The organism is Azoarcus sp. TTM-91 (genome assembly GCF_012911025.1).
Lineage (GTDB): Bacteria > Pseudomonadota > Gammaproteobacteria > Burkholderiales > Rhodocyclaceae > Azoarcus.
The window spans coordinates 43,116-61,749 of record NZ_WUEI01000021.1; the positions used below are offsets into that span (position 1 = coordinate 43,116).

17 protein-coding genes are annotated in these 18,634 nt (G+C 67.2%); 6 read left to right on the top strand and 11 right to left on the bottom strand.

Going from position 1 to position 18,634, the window contains the following annotated elements:
- The first annotated feature begins 340 nt into the window (after positions 1–340).
- The 4 genes from GRF61_RS08605 to GRF61_RS08620 all read left to right on the top strand — a co-directional run bounded on the left by GRF61_RS08605 (position 341) and on the right by GRF61_RS08620 (position 3,658).
- Positions 341–937, top strand: coding sequence for a MarR family winged helix-turn-helix transcriptional regulator (locus GRF61_RS08605; RefSeq protein WP_169150251.1), 597 nt, complete (start codon positions 341–343; stop codon positions 935–937).
- Between the two features lie 273 nt (positions 938–1,210).
- Positions 1,211–1,711, top strand: coding sequence for a flavin reductase family protein (locus tag GRF61_RS08610; protein ID WP_169150252.1), 501 nt, complete (start codon positions 1,211–1,213; stop codon positions 1,709–1,711).
- 91 nt (positions 1,712–1,802) lie between these two features.
- A complete protein-coding gene (locus tag GRF61_RS08615; RefSeq protein ID WP_169150253.1) occupies positions 1,803–3,242 on the top strand; it encodes a 4-hydroxyphenylacetate 3-hydroxylase N-terminal domain-containing protein in 1,440 nt (479 codons plus the stop codon).
- A 29-nt stretch (positions 3,243–3,271) separates the two neighbouring features.
- A complete protein-coding gene (locus GRF61_RS08620) occupies positions 3,272–3,658 on the top strand; it encodes a cupin (protein ID WP_133594753.1) in 387 nt (128 codons plus the stop codon).
- Between the two features lie 490 nt (positions 3,659–4,148).
- Here the strand turns inward: GRF61_RS08620 and GRF61_RS08625 are convergent, their stop codons facing one another.
- The 10 genes from GRF61_RS08625 to GRF61_RS08670 all read right to left on the bottom strand — a co-directional run bounded on the left by GRF61_RS08625 (position 4,149) and on the right by GRF61_RS08670 (position 14,709).
- The gene (locus GRF61_RS08625; RefSeq protein ID WP_169150254.1) at positions 4,149–5,633 is read right to left on the bottom strand and encodes an efflux transporter outer membrane subunit; all 1,485 of its coding nucleotides are present in this window, start codon (positions 5,631–5,633) and stop codon (positions 4,149–4,151) included.
- A 10-nt stretch (positions 5,634–5,643) separates the two neighbouring features.
- Entirely contained in the window at positions 5,644–6,516 is an 873-nt protein-coding gene (locus GRF61_RS08630; protein ID WP_211165834.1) for an HlyD family secretion protein, read from the bottom strand.
- A 49-nt stretch (positions 6,517–6,565) separates the two neighbouring features.
- Positions 6,566–6,760, bottom strand: coding sequence for a DUF1656 domain-containing protein (locus GRF61_RS08635; RefSeq protein WP_169150256.1), 195 nt, complete (start codon positions 6,758–6,760; stop codon positions 6,566–6,568).
- On the bottom strand, positions 6,750–8,756 hold the full coding sequence (locus GRF61_RS08640) for an FUSC family protein (RefSeq protein ID WP_169150257.1): 2,007 nt from the start codon (positions 8,754–8,756) through the stop codon (positions 6,750–6,752). The genes GRF61_RS08635 and GRF61_RS08640 overlap by 11 nt, the downstream gene beginning before the upstream one ends.
- 243 nt (positions 8,757–8,999) lie before the next feature.
- Positions 9,000–9,932 (bottom strand): LysR family transcriptional regulator, encoded by a 933-nt coding sequence (locus GRF61_RS08645; RefSeq protein ID WP_169150258.1) that lies wholly within the window; start codon positions 9,930–9,932, stop codon positions 9,000–9,002.
- Positions 9,933–10,198: 266 nt separating this feature from the next.
- Positions 10,199–11,368, bottom strand: a complete 1,170-nt coding sequence (locus GRF61_RS08650) for an ABC transporter substrate-binding protein (protein ID WP_169150259.1) — start codon at positions 11,366–11,368, stop codon at positions 10,199–10,201.
- A gap of 90 nt (positions 11,369–11,458) precedes the next feature.
- The gene (locus GRF61_RS08655; RefSeq protein WP_169150260.1) at positions 11,459–12,184 is read right to left on the bottom strand and encodes an ABC transporter ATP-binding protein; all 726 of its coding nucleotides are present in this window, start codon (positions 12,182–12,184) and stop codon (positions 11,459–11,461) included.
- A gap of 1 nt (position 12,185) precedes the next feature.
- The gene (locus GRF61_RS08660; protein WP_211165840.1) at positions 12,186–12,998 is read right to left on the bottom strand and encodes an ABC transporter ATP-binding protein; all 813 of its coding nucleotides are present in this window, start codon (positions 12,996–12,998) and stop codon (positions 12,186–12,188) included.
- Entirely contained in the window at positions 12,995–13,837 is an 843-nt protein-coding gene (locus tag GRF61_RS08665) for a branched-chain amino acid ABC transporter permease (RefSeq protein WP_169150261.1), read from the bottom strand. The genes GRF61_RS08660 and GRF61_RS08665 overlap by 4 nt, the downstream gene beginning before the upstream one ends.
- Positions 13,837–14,709 (bottom strand): branched-chain amino acid ABC transporter permease, encoded by an 873-nt coding sequence (locus GRF61_RS08670; protein ID WP_169150262.1) that lies wholly within the window; start codon positions 14,707–14,709, stop codon positions 13,837–13,839. The genes GRF61_RS08665 and GRF61_RS08670 overlap by 1 nt, the downstream gene beginning before the upstream one ends.
- 510 nt (positions 14,710–15,219) lie before the next feature.
- On the opposite strand from GRF61_RS08670, the gene GRF61_RS08675 reads away from it, so the two are divergent.
- The gene (locus tag GRF61_RS08675; protein WP_169150263.1) at positions 15,220–16,566 is read left to right on the top strand and encodes a dicarboxylate/amino acid:cation symporter; all 1,347 of its coding nucleotides are present in this window, start codon (positions 15,220–15,222) and stop codon (positions 16,564–16,566) included.
- 128 nt (positions 16,567–16,694) lie between these two features.
- On the opposite strand, the gene GRF61_RS08680 is transcribed toward GRF61_RS08675, so the two are convergent.
- Positions 16,695–17,633: a LysR family transcriptional regulator gene (locus GRF61_RS08680; RefSeq protein ID WP_169150264.1), complete on the bottom strand. Its 939-nt coding sequence runs from the start codon at positions 17,631–17,633 to the stop codon at positions 16,695–16,697.
- Positions 17,634–17,773: 140 nt separating this feature from the next.
- Between GRF61_RS08680 and GRF61_RS08685 the strand changes: the two genes are divergently transcribed.
- Entirely contained in the window at positions 17,774–18,601 is an 828-nt protein-coding gene (locus GRF61_RS08685; RefSeq protein WP_169150265.1) for a class III extradiol ring-cleavage dioxygenase, read from the top strand.
- Positions 18,602–18,634 lie beyond the last annotated feature (33 nt).

Consider the following 18,634-nt stretch of genomic DNA (forward strand, 5'->3'; position numbering starts at 1 on the left):
GTCCAGGAGGGGGAAAGAGTGCGGCAGCCAGACCGCCGCCCGGGTTCCGCGCGAGCGGCTGCCCAGCCACCGCGTTCGCAACGCGGCCGGAGGGGCGGCCACCAGGGCAGTGCATCGCATCCTTGCCGCCTGTGCACCGCCGTGGCCCCCGACGCCCAGACCGGCAGCAAAGATGCAGGCCAGCTGCCATACTCGATCCAGGCGGGCAGCAGCCCGGCTGCGTTGAGCGCCGGCACTTGGCCCGGGCGGCTGCGGCCCAGCCCTTCGCGGCCGGAACTGCAAAAAGCGCAATACTTCTTTGTATAATAGCTATCTTTGCCTAGCGATCCATTCCGTTCTCATGCCCGCCAGTACCAAGCGACCAACCACCGGCACCGCCACCACGAAAGCCGGCGCTAGCTCGGCACGAAAGACGTCCAAGCTCACCGTGTCGCGGCCGGAACTGCTGGTGGACGGTAGCGACGCCGCCTTCCGCGCACTGGTACACGACCTGCTCGCCTTCTCCGCGCGCATCCAGGACATCCGCAACAAGTTCGGCCGCCTGCTGGATCTCTCCGGCACCTCCTACACCATCCTGATGTCCATCGCCCACTTGCAGCATGGCGAGGCCGGCATCAACGCCATTGCCGACCACCTGCACTTCAGCGGCGCTTTCATCACCACCGAGGTGAACAAGCTGGTGAAGGCCGGCCTGGTGGCCAAGGTGACCAACCCCGAAGACCGCCGTCGCGTACGGCTGACGCTGACGCCGGAAGCGCGCACCCAGCTCGACGCCCTCACCGGCATCCAGAGCCCGGTGAACGACATGCTCTTCCCGCTCAGCGCGGAGGAGTTCCAGATGCTGGGGCAGATCATGTCCAAGCTGGTGGTTTCCAGCGACCAGGCGCTGCACCTGGTGGATTACCTCGCCCTGCAGGCAAAGGTCGCCGAGGGCTGACGCCAGCCTCCAACGGAGGCACACCCCGCTTTTCTCCGACACGGGCCGCATCGCGGCCCGTGTGCTTTTGCGCGCCGCAGAAGCCCATCCGCCCATCCCTTTCGCGCCCCGTAAGCGCGGTCTTCCACTATTTGCCGAACAGGCTTGCCTGCCGCTGCAACAGCTTTCTATAATAGCTTCGCAACCAAGCTAAATTTAGAAAATAACGAAGCCGCCACGGCCCGCCGGAGAAGCCCCCGGAAAGCCCTGGCAGCCAGCCCCAGGAGCCGTTTCGTGCAAGCCCCGACAGACCCTCGCGAATTCCGCCATTCCCTGGGGCAGTTCGCCACCGGCATCGCCGTGGTGACCGCCCATGCCGCCGACGGCGAGCACCTGGGGATGACCGTCAACTCCTTCTCTTCCCTCTCGCTCGATCCGCCGCTGGTGCTGTTCAGCCTGATGCGCGGCTCCGGCGGCCTGGCTCGCCTGCTGGCCGCGGATGGCTTTGCAATCAATGTGCTGGGCGCCGGCCAGCGTGAGCTTTCCGATCTGTTCGCCCGGCCGCAGGACGGCCGCTGGGACAAGGTCGCCCACCGCCCCGGCCATGCGCTGGCGCCGCTGCTGGAGGGCGCCCTCGCCCACTTCGAGTGCGGCCACCACTGCCAGTACGAGGGGGGCGACCATGTGATCGTGGTCGGCCGCGTGCTGCGCTTCACCTACGACCCCGCGCCGCCGCCGCTGCTCTATTTCCGCGGCCGCTACCACGGCGTGCAGCACGAGGCCGCGCAGGCCTGAGAACAAGACCGGCGGCTGCAGGCCCCACCGCAGCCGCCCGCTTCCCGCTTCACCCCCATCCCCGAACCAAACCGTCCCCAACGGAGCAGAAATGATCAAGACCGGAAGCCAACACATCGCGGGCCTGAACGATGGCCGCGCCGTCTACATCGATGGCGAGCGCGCCGCCGACGTCACCACCCACCCCGCTTTCCGCAACGCGGTGGCCTCGGTGGGCAAGCTGTTCGACTTCGCCCAGGCCAACCAGGAGCTGATGACTTTCGAGACGCCGGAAGGCGGCCGCGCCAACCGCATCTGGCAACTGCCCTTCAGCTATGAAGACCTGAAGCAGCGCCGCCAGGGCCTGGAAGCCTGGACCGAGTTGCACGGCGGCTTCCTCGGCCGCGCGCCGGACCACGTCGCCTCCTGCATCGCCGGCATGTACATGGGCCTGGAAGTGTTCGAGGCCTACGATCCGAAGCGCGCCGGCGCGCTGGCGGACTACTACAAGTACGCCCGCGACAACGACCTCTACCTCACCTACGTCATCATCAATCCGCAAGCCGACCGCTCCAAGAGCGCCGCCCAGCAGCAGGATCCCTTCCTCTCCGCCGGCGTGGTGGACCGCGACGCCGAGGGCCTGACCATACGCGGCGCCAAGATGCTGGCCACCGGCGGCATCATGGCCGACGAGGTGCTGGTCACCTGCATCCAGCCGCTACAGCCGGGCGACGAAAAATACGCCTTCTCCTTCGCCATCCCGATGAACACCAAGGGCCTGAAGGTGATGTCGCGCAAGTCCTATGAAGCCAGCGCGCCGGATGTGTTCGACAACCCGCTCGCCAGCCGCTTCGACGAGAACGACGCGGTGCTGTTCTTCGACGACGTGAAGGTGCCCTGGGACCGCGTGTTCGTGGTGGACAGCCTGGAGATGTGCCAGAAGCAGTTCCACGCCACTCCGGCCCACGTCTACCAGAACTACCAGGCCATGATCCGGCTGTCGGTGAAGCTGCGCTTCCTCATGGGCATCGCCCGCCGCACCGCCGAGATGAACGGCATCATCGGTTTCCCGCAGGTGCGCGACACCCTGGGCCAGCTGTGCGCCGAGGCGGATATGGTGGATGCCTTCGTGCACGCCATGGAGGCCAAGGGCACCCAGCGCGGCGCCTACTTCGTGCCGGACCGCCACAGCCTCTACGCCGCCCAGGCGCTCACCCAGCAGATGTATCCGCGCCTGGTCACCGCCATGCGCGACCTCGCCGGCGGCGGCCTGATCATGCTGCCGTCCTCGGTGAAGGATTTCGCCAACCCGGAAATCGCCTCCATCATCGAGAAGACCCAGCAGTCGCCGGTGGCCGGCGCGCAGGAGCGGGTGAAGTTCTTCAAGCTCGCCTGGGATGCGCTGGGTTCCGAATTCGCCTCGCGCCACACCCAGTACGAGATGTTCTACGCCGGCGCCACCTTCGTCACCAAGGGCCATTCCTTCCGCACCTACGACTGGGACCGCTCCGCCGGCATCCTGGATCGCATGCTGGCGTCGTACTCGCTGTAACCCCAACCCGAGAGACAGGAGAATCCGAAATGGCAGTGAACAAGCTACACGACGAGTTCCATACCATCGACATGGTGGACGGCTGGGAAACCCCGCCGGGCTACCCGCCGGGCGCCCGCGTCCAGCAGAAGATCCTCGCCGGCGGCCTCGACGTGGAAAACAAGCGCGGCAGCCAGACCCGCCTGCTGCGCTTCGAAGGCGGCGTCTTCACCACCAAGCCCTTCGTGCACGATTACTGGGAAGAAGTGTTCCTGGTCAGCGGCGACCTCACCGTCGGCAACGACGAGAACGGCGAGGGCGGCACCAACTACAAGCCCTTCACCTACGCCTGCCGCCCGCCGGGCGCCTGGCATGGCCCGTTCAAGTCGGAGAACGGCTGCGTGCTGCTGGAAATCCACTACTACGACCCGGTCTGAAGAACCGGTTTCACCGGCACCGCAGTCGCTGTCGAAACCCGCCCTGAGGCGGGTTTTTCATTTGAGCTGCCCCACGGATTTCCTCTTCCAATCCGGCCGTAGCAGGCTCGACACCACGAGAGGAAGAAGGAGGTGAAGCGATCCCAGCCAGGAATACGGCCGAGTTCAAGGAGCAGGCCGCCAAGCGAGCCAATGAGGTCGGCAGCATCAGCCGTGCTGCCGGCGCGTTGGGCGGGCTTGAGCAAAGGCTGCGCAACGGGGACAAGGCGGCGAAGGCAGACCGCTGAATCGAGCCGGTGCATGGCATGGGCCGCGCGACTCGAAACGCGGCGACGAGCGATCTCCTTCAATACATCGCCGTCTTCTGCAACCAGAGCAACCGCCACTCCGGCCTGGGGTCCCTGTCGCCCACCCCGTTCATGCAGAACCGGATCAGCAAGGAATGGCCGCGTGAAGACGGCCGGCTGGAGGGCGGAGAACGTTGGGCACCTCATCGCGTCGCCGTTGCTTCCATGGCGACGCGTTGCTCGGATTCAGGGACCCGCGAGGAGTCCGACCAGCCCGCTCCCAGCGCCTTGTACAGGGCAATGCCTCCTTGCAGCTGCGCCAGTTGGCTGAGGGCCAGCGTATCGCGCGCCTGATTCAGGCTGCGCTGCGCCACCAGCACCGGCAGGTAGGCGCTCAATCCTCGCGTATATAGCTGGCTGGCCTGTTGCAGGGCCTGCTGGCCGTCGGCCACGGCCTTCTGCAATGCGGCTTGCCGCTGGCGTTCGCTGGTCCATGCGGTCAAGGCGTCTTCCACGTCGCGCAGCGCCACACGCACGTCCCGCTCGTAGATGCGCCGCACGGCGTCGGCCTTGGCCTGCGCCGCGGTCACGCCTGCCCGCGTGCGGCCGCCGTCGTAGAGCGAATGGCTGCCCTGCATCGCCGCCGACCACGCCAGGCTGGCGCCGGAGAACAGGTCGTGGATGACGCTGGCGCTGGTACCGATCCCCAGGGGAATGCGGAACCTGGGGAAGCGTGCGGCCTGTGCCACGCCTATCTGCGCGGTGGCGGCAGCCAGGCGCCGTTCGTCCGCGCGCAGGTCGGGCCGTTGGCGAATGACGTCCGAAGGCAGCGACAGCGGCAAATCGGCTGGCATGGGCAACGCGGGCGCGGGCGTGGCGAGGGTGGCATGCCAGTCGCCGGGAAACCCGCCCGTCAGCACGCCTATCGCATGGCTGAAGCGGGCGACGTCCGCATGCAGCAAGGGTGGCTGCGCCTCGGCCATTTCGCGCTCGGCGCGGGCCTGGGTGACATCGGCCAGCGTGCCCAGGCCGCTGCGCTGCGCCTGTTCGGCCAAGCGCTCGGCTTCGGCCAGCGTGCGGATGTTGTCCTGCGCGATGGCCAGGCGCCGTTGCGCAACGCGCAGCCCGGCGTAGTCGGACACCAGCTCGGCCACCAGGCTCACTTGCAGCGCACGATGGTCCTCGGCCAGCGCCTGGATGCCGGCGTCGGCGGCCTCGACCGCGCGGCGCGTGCCGCCGAACAGGTCCAGCTCCCAACCGGCATCGAAGCCCAGGTGCCAGGTTCGCGCCTGCCCGCCGGGCTGCGAGCCGAGTGCCTTGCTGCCCCGTACGGCCTCGCCGGCAACGCCGATCGAGACCTCGGGCAGGGCGGCCGCGCCGATCTGCACGCGCTCGGCGCGGGCCTGGCGCAGGCGTGCCAGGGCGATGTCCAGCTCCTGGTTGTGCGCCAGGGTCTGATCGACCAGGCGGTCGAGCAAGGGGTCCTGGAAAGCGCGCCACCAGGTGCGCAGGCCGTCGTGGTCGTCATCGGACGGGGCGGCGTCGGCCTCGACCCAGTGCGCGGGCACGTCCGGCGCCTGCGCGTGGTAGTCCGGGCCCACGGTGGTGCAGCCGGCCAGGACGGTCAGCAGCGAGACCAGCAGTGCCTGCCGGAGGCGCGGCTGCGTGCGAGGGAGGAATGCATGCATGGCCTCGCCCTCACATCCAGCGGTGCAGCAGCGAGATCAGCCGGCCCTGGGGCGCCGGCGCGCCTGCCGAGGGCGTGACCTCGATGCTGCCGGTCATGCCTACGGCCAGCACAAGCTCATGTGGGACATGCTCGAACTCGACACGCACCGGAATGCGCTGCGCCAGCCGGACCCAGCTGAAGCTGGGTTCCACGCTCGGCAGGCCCTGCGCGTCGGCCTGCTGGTTGCTGTCGGTGATGCCCCGCCCGATGCTCGCCACCCGCCCCGGCAACACCGGGTCGAAGCCCATCAGGCGGATGCGCGCCGCCGCGCCGGGCTGGATGCCGTGCAGCTTGGTTTCCTCGAAATACCCGGTGATCCAGAAGCTGTGCGCGTCGATCACGGCCAGGTTCGGCTGGCCCGCCACCGCGTAGTCGCCTTTGTTCAAGCGCAGGTGCGTGACGTAGCCTTCGGTCGGCGCCCGCAGCTCGGTGCGCGCCAGGTCCAGCTTCGCCCTGTCCACGGCGACCTGCGCACTGCGCAGTTCGGCCTGGGCGATGGCCATCGCCTGGTTCGCCCGCTGGATGTCCTCGGCGGGCACCAGGCTTTCCATGCCGCGGCGGCGCCGCGCCTCCTCGGTCTTCTGTCGCCAGGACACCTCGGCCGCTGCCAGCTGCGCCTCGGCCTGGGCCAATGCCAGCGCGAAGCCAGCCTTGTCGATGCGGTAGAGCACATCGCCCTGCTTGACGTATTGATCGTCGGTGACCGAAACCTCGGCGACGGTGCCTGACACCTCGGGGGCGATGCGCACGATCTGCGCGCTGACACGGCCATCGCGGGTCCAGGGCGCGACGACGTAGGCGCGCCACAGCGCGCTGGCCAGGAATACGGCAGCGACGGCCACCGCGAGGGTGAATCCTGCCCGTAGCAGCGGCTTGGCGGGGAAAGAGCGTTCAGACATAAAGCACCAGAAGGGAAACGAGGCAGAGGGAAACGGCGAACTCGAACAGGCCTGGATGCCACACCCAGCGCAGCACCCCGCTGCGCGCGAGCACGAAGCGCAGGCCCAGGTAGACGGGCAGGGCCAGGCAGGCGTAGGCGAAGAAGGGCGGCAGGTAGATGCCGGCCAACGAGAACTCACTGAGCATGGGCGTGACCTCCAGAGGTCGGTGCGACGGCATCCGAGTGGCGCTCCAGCAACGCGGCGATGTCGTGCAACACCACCGTCACGCGCCGCACGTCATCCATCGCGGCGTGGGAGCGCGCCGGCAAACGCGCCAGGCAAGTCGCCGCGCGACGGGCATGGCGCGCGGCCCGAGCGGGATCGCCGGCCAACTGGCGCATATGACGCAGCGGGCGCGCCACCACGCGCGGCCATTCGGCATCCAGTTGCGCCTCGCGCAGCCAGCGTCGCAGGCGCAGGACTTCCCGGCCCAGATGCAGGCTGCTCAACGCCTGGGCGATGGCACGATCCATCGCCTGCGGCTGCGTCCTGAGCAAGGCCCCGAGTTGCGCGATGCGATGCTGCTGGCGCCATTGCCAGGCTTGCGCATCGGCCGGCTCGCCGCGCAAGGTGCCCAGCGCCGCGTTGCGGATGCGTTGGTGCAAGCGCGTGGCGTCGCGCGCCCCGTTGCGCGGCAGCACGATCCTGAAGCCCAGCAGCGTGAAACACGTCGCCAGGATCCAGGCCACGGCGCCATTGAGGAACAGCGCGAAGTCGTAGCGCATCGGGTTGTCCGCCGCCGCAAGCGTGGTGAACGCCACCAGATAGGCCACACCCGCCAAGGCATGACGCGGCATCGTGGTGGCATACACGCCGGGCAGCCAGAACAGGCTCAGGATCACCAGCAGCAGCGGCAGGCCTGAGACGTGCGGCAGCACGATGAAGGTGCACAGGAAGGCCATCGCCACGGCGGCCACCGTGCCCTTGATGAATTCGACCGCACCCAGCGCGGGATTGGGCGCGGTGGACAGCAGCGCGCAAGCCGCCGCCAAGCCCGCCAGCATCATGTTGCCTTCCGTCCAGCCGGTGGCGATCCAGAAGGCGCCGCCCATCAGCACGGTCAGCAGGGCGCGTACGCCGTTCTGGAAAGCCGCCACCGTGTCGCGGTGGAAGGGCACGGACAGGCGCGCCGGCGTCGGCCTGGGTTGGTGGAAACGTTCGATGCCTTCGAGGGCTTGCCGGTAATCGTCGAGTTGCTCGATCAAGCGATCGCCCGCGATCATCAGCGCGGCCTGCCCGGCGGCATCGTCCACCGAGGTGGCGGTGAGCGCTGCCACCAGCCGGGCGCGCAACTCGGCCAGCCGCAGGATGGCAAGCGCCCTTCCGGCCGGGCCTGGTTCCCGCTCCAGCACCTGCCCGACCTCCCGCCATGTCTGTTCCCAGCCCGGCTGCAACGCACTCAGCGCACCGGCGCCGCGTTCGCGCATGGGCGGCGCACCGCCCACCAGGGCGGAAAACAGCGACACCATCGTGTGTCGCACCGTGCCGGCTCGGTGGGCCAGGTCGGCGGACTCGGCCTTGCCCAGCGCCAACAGATCGTCCACGCCATACACCTCGGTGATGAGCGAGCGCCGTGCGGCATCCAGGGGCTGGGCGCCCGGTTCCGCGCCGCCCTGGATGGCCTGGTGATGCGTCGCCAGCACGCCTGCCGTGGCGGCCGCGAGGCGGTCGAGCAGCGCGGCCAGGCGGCTGTGCACGCTGCGGCTGCTGAACAGGGCCGAGACCAGCGCCAGGCAGACCACGCCGATCAGCACGGATGCGCCGCGCCCCATCACCTGGTCGAAGGTGAGTTCCGGGTGCTGCATGGCGCCGTAGGCCGCCAGGCCCACGGTGTAGCCCGCCAGCGTGGCGCCATAGGCCCGGAAGTGACGCAGCAGCGTCATGCCCACCACGCAAACGCCCAGCCACACGCCGAAACCGAGCAGGAACAGCCAGGGCATCTGGCCGCAGGCGCTCATCAGCACGAAGGCCGCCAGCATGCCGACCAGCGTGCCCAGCACCCGCCACACCCCCTTGCCGATCACACCGCCCTGGACGGGGTTGATGACGAGCAGCACGCTGGAAGCCGCCGCGTAGGGCGCATGCAGTTCCAGCAAATAGGCCACCACCAAAGCGAGGCAGGCGGCCAGGATGGAACGCATCACATAAGTCGCGCGCGGCGTCGTCAGATCGAGATAAGGCAGCCCACGCGCAAGCTCCTCCCGAAACCGGGAAAGGCGTGGAGAGACGCACAAATCCGCGTCTGGTGCGTTCGTCGAATGCACGATGCAGCCCTTCTACAGTGATCGATACGCATCACTGTAGGGAGGCCGAATCATTCCAAAAAGTGAATTTATTGCAATCTAACGATTGCACGATACGCACGCATGGCGGCGAACGCGCCGCTATGACTTGGCGCGCTTCGCCGCCTGCGCCTGGCTCTCGTTGCAGAGCATGTGAATGGTCCGCCGCAGCCATTGATGGGCCGGGTCGCCCTCCAGGCGCGGGTGCCAGGCCTGCGTCAGCAGCACCGTTTCCAGCGGTATCGGCAGGTCGAACAGGCGAATGTGCAGGCCCGCAGCCAGCGCGGTGCTGGCCAGATGCCGGGGCAAGGGCAACAGCAGATCCGAATCCTGCAATGCGAACAATGCGGTGTACGGATTGGGCACCACCAGGGCGACATGCCGGCGCAGTCCCTGCGCTTCCAGCGCGGCATCGACGGGCCCGGCGGCCCTGCCGCGCCGCGAGACGTTGATGTGCTCCCAGTGCGTGAGGCGTTCGGGCGTGATCTCCTCGTCGAAGATCGGATGGTGGGCGCGCGCGACGCCCACGAACGTGGTGGTGAACAGTGACTGCACGCGGATCTCCGGCCCCAGCTTGCGCGAGGCGCTGATGAACAGGTCGATGCGGCCGCTGCGCAGCGCCTCTTCGTCCACGTCGTCTTCCTCCGGCGAAAAGCGCAGCATCGCCCGCGGCATTTCCCGCGCCATCGCATCCAGCAGATAGCCCAGATGGATGCTCACGAACTCATCGGTGGCGCGGACGTTGAAGCGCCGGTCCAGCGATTTCAGGTCGATCTCGGCACTGGAGGCGAACACTTGCGAGGCCTGCTCGACCGCCACCCGTACCTGTTCGCGCAGTGCCAGCGCCTTGGGCGTGGGCATGAGTTTGCGGCCGACCTGGACGAACACCGGGTCGCCCAGCGCCTCCCGGATGCGGCTCAAGGTGCGGCTCATCGCCGGCGCGCTCAGATGCATGCGGCGCGCGGCGCCGATGACGCTGCCCTCCTCCAGCAGCGCATCCAGCGCCAGCAGGAGATTGAGATCGGGACGTGGCATGGCGGCCCCTCTTTGGATTTACCTTAATGCAATCATAGGTTCTTTTGAATAACGACAAAAACATGCAATGGAGAGCCCCCGCGGCCATTGCATGTTTCCCATACCCCTCCACGGCTGGGTACCGCCGCACGATCTGCAGCCCAGCCGCTGCGGCACCAGAACGTTGAGCCGCCAGGCCTGAACGCGAAGCAGCGCACCGCGTCCGGCGGACAATGAAAAACGCGCTCCGGGGAGCGCGTTTTCGTTTGCTGCGACAGGAGCAGGAATTACTGCTTGGGCACGCGGCGGTCCAGCAACGTCCATTCGCCCTTCTTCACTTCGAGGATGTAGATGGGCTTCACCGCATCGCCGTCGGCGTCGAAGGTGATGCCGCCTTCCAGCGCCGGGAAGTCCTTCAACTTGACCAACTCGTCGCGGATCACCTTGCGCTCGTCGGCCAGCTTGTCGGCGGCGCCGCCGACCTTGCCGTTGCGCATGGCTTCGGCATACAGGTAGACGATGTCGTAGCTCGCCGCGTCCATCTGGTTGGGCACGGTGCGGGTCAGGCCGGCGGCCTTGGCGCGGGTGGAGAACTCGGCGGTGAACTTCTTCGCCTTGTCGTCGTAGTCCTTGAAGAAGGTGGTGCCTATGGTCATGGTCTCGCCGGCGCCGTCCATGCGTTGCGGCAGGTCGGGGTCGGCGATGGTGGTACCGCCGATGAGGCGGGCCTGCACGCCCTGCCGCTTCATTTCCTTGGCCAGGTTGATGGCGGCTTCCGGCGGTGCGCCGACGCCGATCACGTCAGGCTTGATGGCAACCAGACGAGACACTTGCGGCGACAGGTCGAAGGCCTTGTACTGGAAATCCACTTCGCCCTTCACCGGGATCTTGTATTCGCCGAACAGCTTGGGGAACACCGCGGTGCCCATGGACTTGGACACGGTGTCGTCGGTGGCGTAGGCGATGGCGCCGGTAGCGTGCGGCAAGCCCTTCTCCTTGATGGAGGTGAGCACTTCGTTCACCACCCGGCCTTCGTCGGTGGTGTTGCGGAAGCCGAAGCTGAAGCCCTTGCCCAGGCCGGGCGCGGAGGAGCTCATCGCCATCTGGGCAATGCCCAGGCGCTCGCCCACCGGGAAGGAAACCTTCACCTCGCTGGAGCTGAAGGGGCCGATGATGGCCAGCGCCTTGTCGTCCTCGGCGAAGCGGCGCACCGCCAGCGTGGCTTGCTTGGGATCGCCGCCGGTATCGAACTTCACCACCTTGATCTGCTTGCCATTGACGCCGCCAGCCTTGTTGATTTCCTCGACCGCCATGTCCACCGCAATCTCGTTGGTATTGGCGAGGCTCACGTAGGGGCCGGTCTTGGCCATCGCCAGGCCGAGGACGAGGTCGGCGGCATGCGCCACGGTCGCACCGAACATCGAGACCGCGGCCAGGGCCAGGGTCGCTTTTCTCATTTGCAGCATGGGGAACACCTCTCTGTTAGTCCAACAAGTCCAACACACCGAAGAAAGCGGCAGCCCGTGGGGGAGCGGGCTGCGCGTCCGTCACCCGTGCGCGCCATCGCCGGCACGTCCGAGGTAGGCCTCCTGCAGGCGCGGGTCGGCCGCCAGCACCGCCGGCTCGCCCGCCATCACCACCTGTCCGAGTTCGAGCACCGCCGCGTAGTGGGCGTTGGCCAGCGCCTTGCCGGTGTTCTGTTCCACCAGCAGCACGGTGAGGCCGTCGCGGTTGATCTCGCGCAGCAGTTCGAAGAGCTTGGAAACGAACAGCGGCGAGAGGCCCAGCGAGGGTTCGTCCAGCATGATCAGGCGCGGCCTGGCCAGCAGCGCGCGGCCGATGGCCAGCATCTGCTGCTCGCCGCCGGACAGGCAGGCGGCGGCCATGTGGCGGCGCTCGGCGAGGTTGGGGAAGCGGGCGTAGATAGCGTCCAGCTCCTGCTTCACCGCCGCGTGATCCTTGCGCAGGTGCGCGCCGAGGAGCAGGTTCTCCTCGATGGTCATGGTGATGAGGATGCGGCGGCCTTCCGGCACCAGCACGATGCCGCGCGCCACCCGCTCGCTGGGGCTGGCCAGGGTGATGTCGTCGCGGCCGAGCAGGATCTGGCCGTCCCTGGGCTTGACCATGCCGAGGATGGCGTTGAGCAGCGTGCTCTTGCCGGCGCCGTTGGCGCCCAGCACGGTGACGATCTTGCCTTCCTCGACCTTGAGGTTGACCTTGCGCAGCGCCTCGTTGCGGCCGTAGGCGACGCTGAGATTCAGGATTTCCAGCATGTCATTCTTCCTCGCTGCCCAGGTAGGCCTCGCGCACCTGCGGCACCTGGCGCACTTCGTCCAGCGTGCCCTCGGCGATCTTGCGGCCGAAGTTGAGCACCACCACGTGCTCGCAGATCTCGCCAACGAAGGGCATGTCGTGCTCCACCACCAGCAGGCTGGTGCCACGGCTGGCGAGCAGGCGCAGATGGGCGAGCAGATCCTGGGTTTCGGTGGGGTTGAGGCCGGCGGCCGGTTCGTCCAGCAGCAGCAGCGAGGGGCTGGCCAGCGTCGCCCGCACCAGGTCGATGCGCTTGCGGATGCCGTAGGCCAGCGCGCCCACCGTCTGCTGGGCGTAGGCGCCCAGGCCGCATTCGTCCAGCGCCTGCTGCGCCTCCTTCCACCAGCGGTGTTTCGGCATCAGGCGGAAGGGGCTGAACAGCGCGCCCAGGCCCTGCGCCCGCACGTGCTGGCCGATCAGCAGGTTCTCGATCACCGTCAGGTGCTGCATCAGGCGGATGTTCTGGAAGCTGCGCGCCACGCCGGCATGAATGCGGCGGCGGGAAGGCACGCCGGTGATGTCCCGGCCATTCACCAGCACCGTGCCGGCGGTGGGCGTATAAACGCCGGACACCAGGTTGAACACCGTGGTCTTGCCCGCGCCGTTGGGGCCGATCAGCGCGGTGGCCTTGCCGCGCGGGGCGGCGAAGCTGAGGTCGCCGATCACCTCCAGGCCGCCGAAGGATTTCGACAGGCCGCGCACTTCCAACGCGTAGTCACCGGCCGCAGAACCAGCCATCGCGCCGGCATTGCCCAGGGTTGCCGTCGCGCTCATTGCTGCACTCCTTGCTTGCGGCCGCCCAGGCTGCGCAGCAGGGAGGCGGTGAGCAGCCCCTGCGGACGCAGCAGCATCATCAGGATGATGAGCGCGGCGAAGATCACGTAGCGCCACTGGTCGCTGGCCCGCAGCGCTTCCGGCAGCAGGGTGAAGAACACCGCGCCCACCAGCGGCCCGAGCACCGTCTGCGTACCGCCCAGCAGCACGTAGAGCACGGTGAACACGCTCAGCAGCACGTTGAAGTGCTGGGCTTCGATGAAGCTGTAATGGTGGCCGTAGAGCGCGCCGCCGAAGCCGGCGACCATGGCGCCGATGGCGAAGGCGGAGATCTGCATGCCGCGCACGTTCACGCCCATCAGGTCGGTCACCGTGGCGTCGTTCTTGATCGCGGTGAGGTAGAGCCCATAGCGGGTGCGGGACAGGAACACCATCAGCAGCACCACGCCGGCGGCGCAGGCCACCACCACCATGGGCGACACGTATTCGCTCACCGGGTAACCGGCGGCCGCGCCCACCACTTCGAGGTTGAGGAATACCGCGGCGATGATCTGCCCCAGCGCGAAGGTCGCCAGCGCCAGGTAGATGCCGTGGGTGCGCAGCACCGGCACCGCCACCACCGTCGCCAGCAGGCAGGAGGCGAGCGCGCCGGCCGGCACGCTGGCCAGCATGGACCAGCCCAGCTCGTTGCTGAGGTAGGCCGAGGTGTAGGCGCCTATCGCCATGAAACCGGCGATGCCAAGGTTGAGCTGGCCGGCCGCCATCGGCAGATAGACCGAATAGGCCGCGATGACGTTGAAGGCCAGGAAGACGAGAACGCCGGTCTGGTAGCCGCTCATTACAGTTTCTCCCGCGAGATCGGACGGCCCAGCAGGCCGGCGGGGCGCACGATCAGCACCAGCAGCAGGAAGCCGTACACCAGGATGTTCACCACGTCGGCGCCGAAGAAGTAGATCGACAGCACCTCCACCAGGCCGATGAGCAGGCCGCCGACGATGGCGCCCCAGATCGACCCCATGCCGCCGACGATCATCGCCGCCACGCCCTTGAAGCCAATGTTCTCGCCCATGAAGGGCGACACCTGCAGGTAGTTGAGCGCGAACAGGATGCCGCCGAGGGCGGTGAACACCGCGCTGAAGACGAAGACACAGGGCACCAGGCGGGCGAGGTTGATGCCGAGGATTTCCGCGGTGTCGCGGTTCTCGGCGATGGCGCGCAGGCGGCGGCCGGTGTTGGTGGTCTTGAGGAACCAGGACAGCCACAGCACCACGCCGACCGCGATCAGGAAGCTGATGAGCTGGGCGGTGCCGATGATGAGGCCGCCGAAGCGCAGGTTGAAGTCGGGAATCAGCGCCGGGAAGGACTGCTGGTCCGAGCCCCACTTCACGATCACCAGGTTCTCCATCAGCACCAGGAAACCCAGCGAGCTCACCAGCGGCAGCTCCGGATCGGCGTTGCGCATGGGCTTGTAGGAGAGTTGCTCCACCAGCAGCGACACCGCGGCGGCGGCCAGCAGCGCCGCCAGCATCGCCAGGCTCCAGTGCCAGCCGGCGCCCAGCAGCGCCCAGGTCAGCACGCCGCCGAGCATGAACAACCCCGGCAGGGAGAAGTTGAGGAAGTTCAGGATGCCTATGGCGAGCGTGAAGGAGACGGCGATCAAGACATAGATGCCCCCCAACATCAGCCCGTTAATCAGCTGTTGCCAGATCATACGATCCTCTCTCTGCGGGGAGCCGGTGCAGCGTCGAGGCTGCCCTTTTCCACCAGGGTGACTAACTTAATTTGCTTTATTGCAAAGCTATTTTTCCGTAACTATATCCGGGGAAAAGCCTCGGAGGAAAGGGGTAATACGCTTTTTTTGCCCGGCCCCGGCACGCCAGCCGGGAGCGCCCTTTTTTGGGGCGATAGCGCGTTTTCCTGGCCTCAATCCGGTGCATGCCAAAAGGGTTTTCCGGTCGATTCCAGCCGCTGTCTCGACAGGACGAAGCAGGCAAGACCCCACCACTGAAGCAGTCTTTTGCACCGCAACAATGGCGGGATCAAAAGCCTTTCCGATCAAGGCGTTCAAGGGCCCACGAACGACGCCGATGGCATTAACTCCGCCCCAGCTGCGGCCTGGACACCCCTGTCTTATATAAGTGTTTTCCACAGTGCGGATGTTCACACTGCCCGCGCGCCATTGATGGGCAAATAATCCGCGGCTCCTGTAGAGGAGACATCCGTGGTCAAGAAAGCGATCTATCGTTCCCTGTACTTTCAGGTCATCGTCGCCATTACGATCGGCGTGCTGCTGGGGCACTTCTATCCGGAGACCGGCACCGCCATGAAGCCGCTCGGCGACGGCTTCATCAAGCTCATCAAGATGATCATCGCCCCGATCATCTTCTGCACCGTGGTCGTCGGCATCGCCGGCATGGAAGACATGAAGAAGGTGGGCAAGACGGGCGGCCTCGCCCTGCTCTACTTCGAAGTGGTCAGCTCCATCGCCCTCATCGTCGGCCTCATCATCGTCAACGTGGTGAAGCCCGGCGCCGGCATGAACATCGACCCGGCCTCGCTGGATACCAAGGCCATCGCCTCCTACACCGCGCCGGGCGCGATGCAGAGCACCACCGACTTCCTGCTGCATGTGATTCCCAGCACGGTGGTGGATGCCTTCGCCAAGGGCGAGATCCTGCAGGTGCTGCTGTTCTCGGTGATGTTCGGCTTCGCCCTGCACCGCTTCGGCGGCCGCGGCACCCTGGTGTTCGACTTCATCGAGAAGTTCTCCCACGTGCTGTTCGGCATCGTCGGCTACATCATGAAGGTGGCCCCGATCGGTGCCTTCGGCGCGATGGCCTTCACCATCGGCAAGTACGGCGTCGGCACGCTGGCCGAGCTGGGCAAGCTGATGGCGACCTTCTACCTCACCTGCCTGGTCTTCATCTTCGGCGTGCTGGGCACCATCGCCCGCAGCCACGGCTTCTCGGTGTGGAAGCTGATCCGCTACATCAAGGAAGAGCTGCTGATCGTGCTCGGCACCTCGTCCTCCGAATCGGCGCTGCCGCGCATCATGGCCAAGATGGAGAACCTGGGCTGCAACAAGTCCACCGTTGGCCTGGTGATCCCCACCGGCTACTCCTTCAACCTCGACGGCACCTCCATCTACCTGACGATGGCGGCGGTGTTCATCGCCCAAGCCACCAACACGCCGATGGACATCACCCAGCAGGTCACCCTGCTGCTGGTGCTGCTGCTGACCTCCAAGGGCGCGGCGGGCGTGACCGGCAGCGGCTTCATCGTACTGGCGGCGACGCTGTCGGCGGTGGGCGGCATTCCGGTGGCCGGCCTGGCGCTGATCCTGGGCATAGACCGCTTCATGTCCGAAGCCCGCGCGCTGACCAACCTGATCGGCAACAGCGTGGCCACCATCGTCGTCGCCAAGTGGTGCAAGGAGCTGGACGAAGAGCGCCTGCAGGCCCACCTGAACAACGAGACCGAGGAAGAAGCCAGCTCGCCGGAAATGATCGTGCTCGACGCCGAGGAGTCCCACATGAACGTGGTGCGCCCGGAAGCCCGCTCGGCCTGAGCCCGCCCTCTACCCGATATCGACCCCGGAGTCGGCCCCGCGGCGCGCAAGCCCGCGGGGCCGATTTTCATTCGGGGCGGGATCCGGCACGCGCAGGCCGGAGCATGCCGCCGGCTGCTGGCTACCAATTAGCGCGCCCGCTCGCTCGCGCCCGCCTGGGCATCACACCCCGCCCACGACACCTCGGCAAAAGCCTCGGCCAGGAAGTCCAGCAGCACCCGCACCTTCAACGACAGGTGCTTGCGCGAGGGGTAGACCGCGTAGATGCCCAGTTCCGGCGGCGGGTAGTCCGGCAGCACCGGCACCAGGCGGCCGGCGTGCAGGTCTTCGCCGATGAGGAAGGTCGGCAGCAGGGCGATGCCCTGGCCGGCCAGCGCCGCGGCACGGCAGGTGTCGCCGTTGTTGGCGCGCAGCCGCGGCCGCGTCAGCGCTTCCTCCTCGACACCATCGCGCCGCGTCAACCGCCACAGGTCGCCGAACTGGGAGTAGCTGTAACCGATCACCGCATGCCGGGTGACATCCGCCAGCCGCTTCAAGTGACCGTGCTCGGCGAGGTATTCCGGCGAAGCGCAGAACAGCACCCGGGTGCTCGCCAGCCGGCGCGACACCAGCGAAGAGTCCGCCATGCGGGTGATGCGCACCGCCAGGTCGTAGCCCTCCTCCACCAGGTCCACCAGGCGGTCGTTCAGCGATACGTCCAGTTCGATGCCGGGATAGCGCGCGAGGAATTTGCCCCATAGCGGCGCCAGGTGCCTGAGGCCGAAGGAGAAAGGCACGTTCACCCTCAGCTGGCCGACCGGCTGGCCGGTGACCGCGCCGACCGCGCCATCCGCCTCCTCCACGTCGGCCAGGATCTGCTTGCTGCGGGCGTAGTAGGCGCGGCCGGCCTCGGTGAGCGACAGGCGGCGGGTGGTCCGCTGCAGCAGGCGGGCGCCCAGCCGGGCTTCCAGCTCCTGTACGCTGCGGGACACCGCCGCCTTGGAGACACGCAGGCTTTCGCCCGCGCCCACAAAGCTGCCGGCCTCAACCACGGCAACGAAGGTTTCCATCTCACGGAATCTGTCCATGCGTGAGATTGTTCGCCCTCGCTTTACAGTCTGTCAAATCGACGCCGGTTTATCTCACCCACGCAAGGCAATAAAGTAGCGACTGTCCGCAGCGCCTTTCCTATGCTGCCTAGAACACGGACACCCACGGAGACCCCACCATGTCCGCCCCAGCCCTTCCCAGCCTGTTCATCTCGCACGGATCACCGATGTTCGCCCTGCTGCCCGGCATTGCCGGCCCAGCCTTGCGCCAGCTGGGTGAAACCCTGCCGCGGCCGCGCGCCATCGTGGTCATGTCGCCGCACTGGATGACGCGCAGCCCGGAAGTGCTGTCCGGACCGGCGCCGGAAACCATCCATGACTTCGGCGGCTTCCCGGCCGAGCTGTACACCCTGTCCTACCCGGCTCCGGGCGCGCCCGGCGTGGCGGCGGAGGTCATCGGCCTGCTCGGCCGCCACGGCATCCCGGCAGTGGCCAACGACCGCGCCGGCCGCGACCACGGTGCCTGGGTGCCGCTGATGCACCTCTACCCGGAGGCCGACATCCCGCTGCTGCAGGTGGCGCAGCCGGCCACCCGCTCGCCGGAGGTGGTGCTCGAGTTCGGCCGTGCGCTGGCGCCGCTGCGCGAGCAGGGCGTGCTCCTGATCGGCTCCGGCAGCCTCACCCACAACCTGTACGAGCTGCGCCGCGGCGACGAGCATGCGGATGCCTACGCCACCGCGTTCGCCGACTGGATCTGGAACGCAATCGAGGCCGGCGACATCGAAGCCTTGCTCGACTACCGCAGGCAGGCGCCGGAAGCAGTCCGCGCCCACCCGACCGACGAGCACCTGCTGCCGCTGTACTTCGCCATCGGCGCGGCCGGCAAGGATTGGCAGCAGGCGGCGCGCATCGACGGCGGCGTCACCAACGGCGTGCTGTCCATGGACAGTTTCGCCTTCGGCAGCCACGCCACCGCCGGCAGCGAAGCCGCGCCGCTGGCGGCCTGAGCCCCACCCCAAACAAGGACAAACATGAACAGC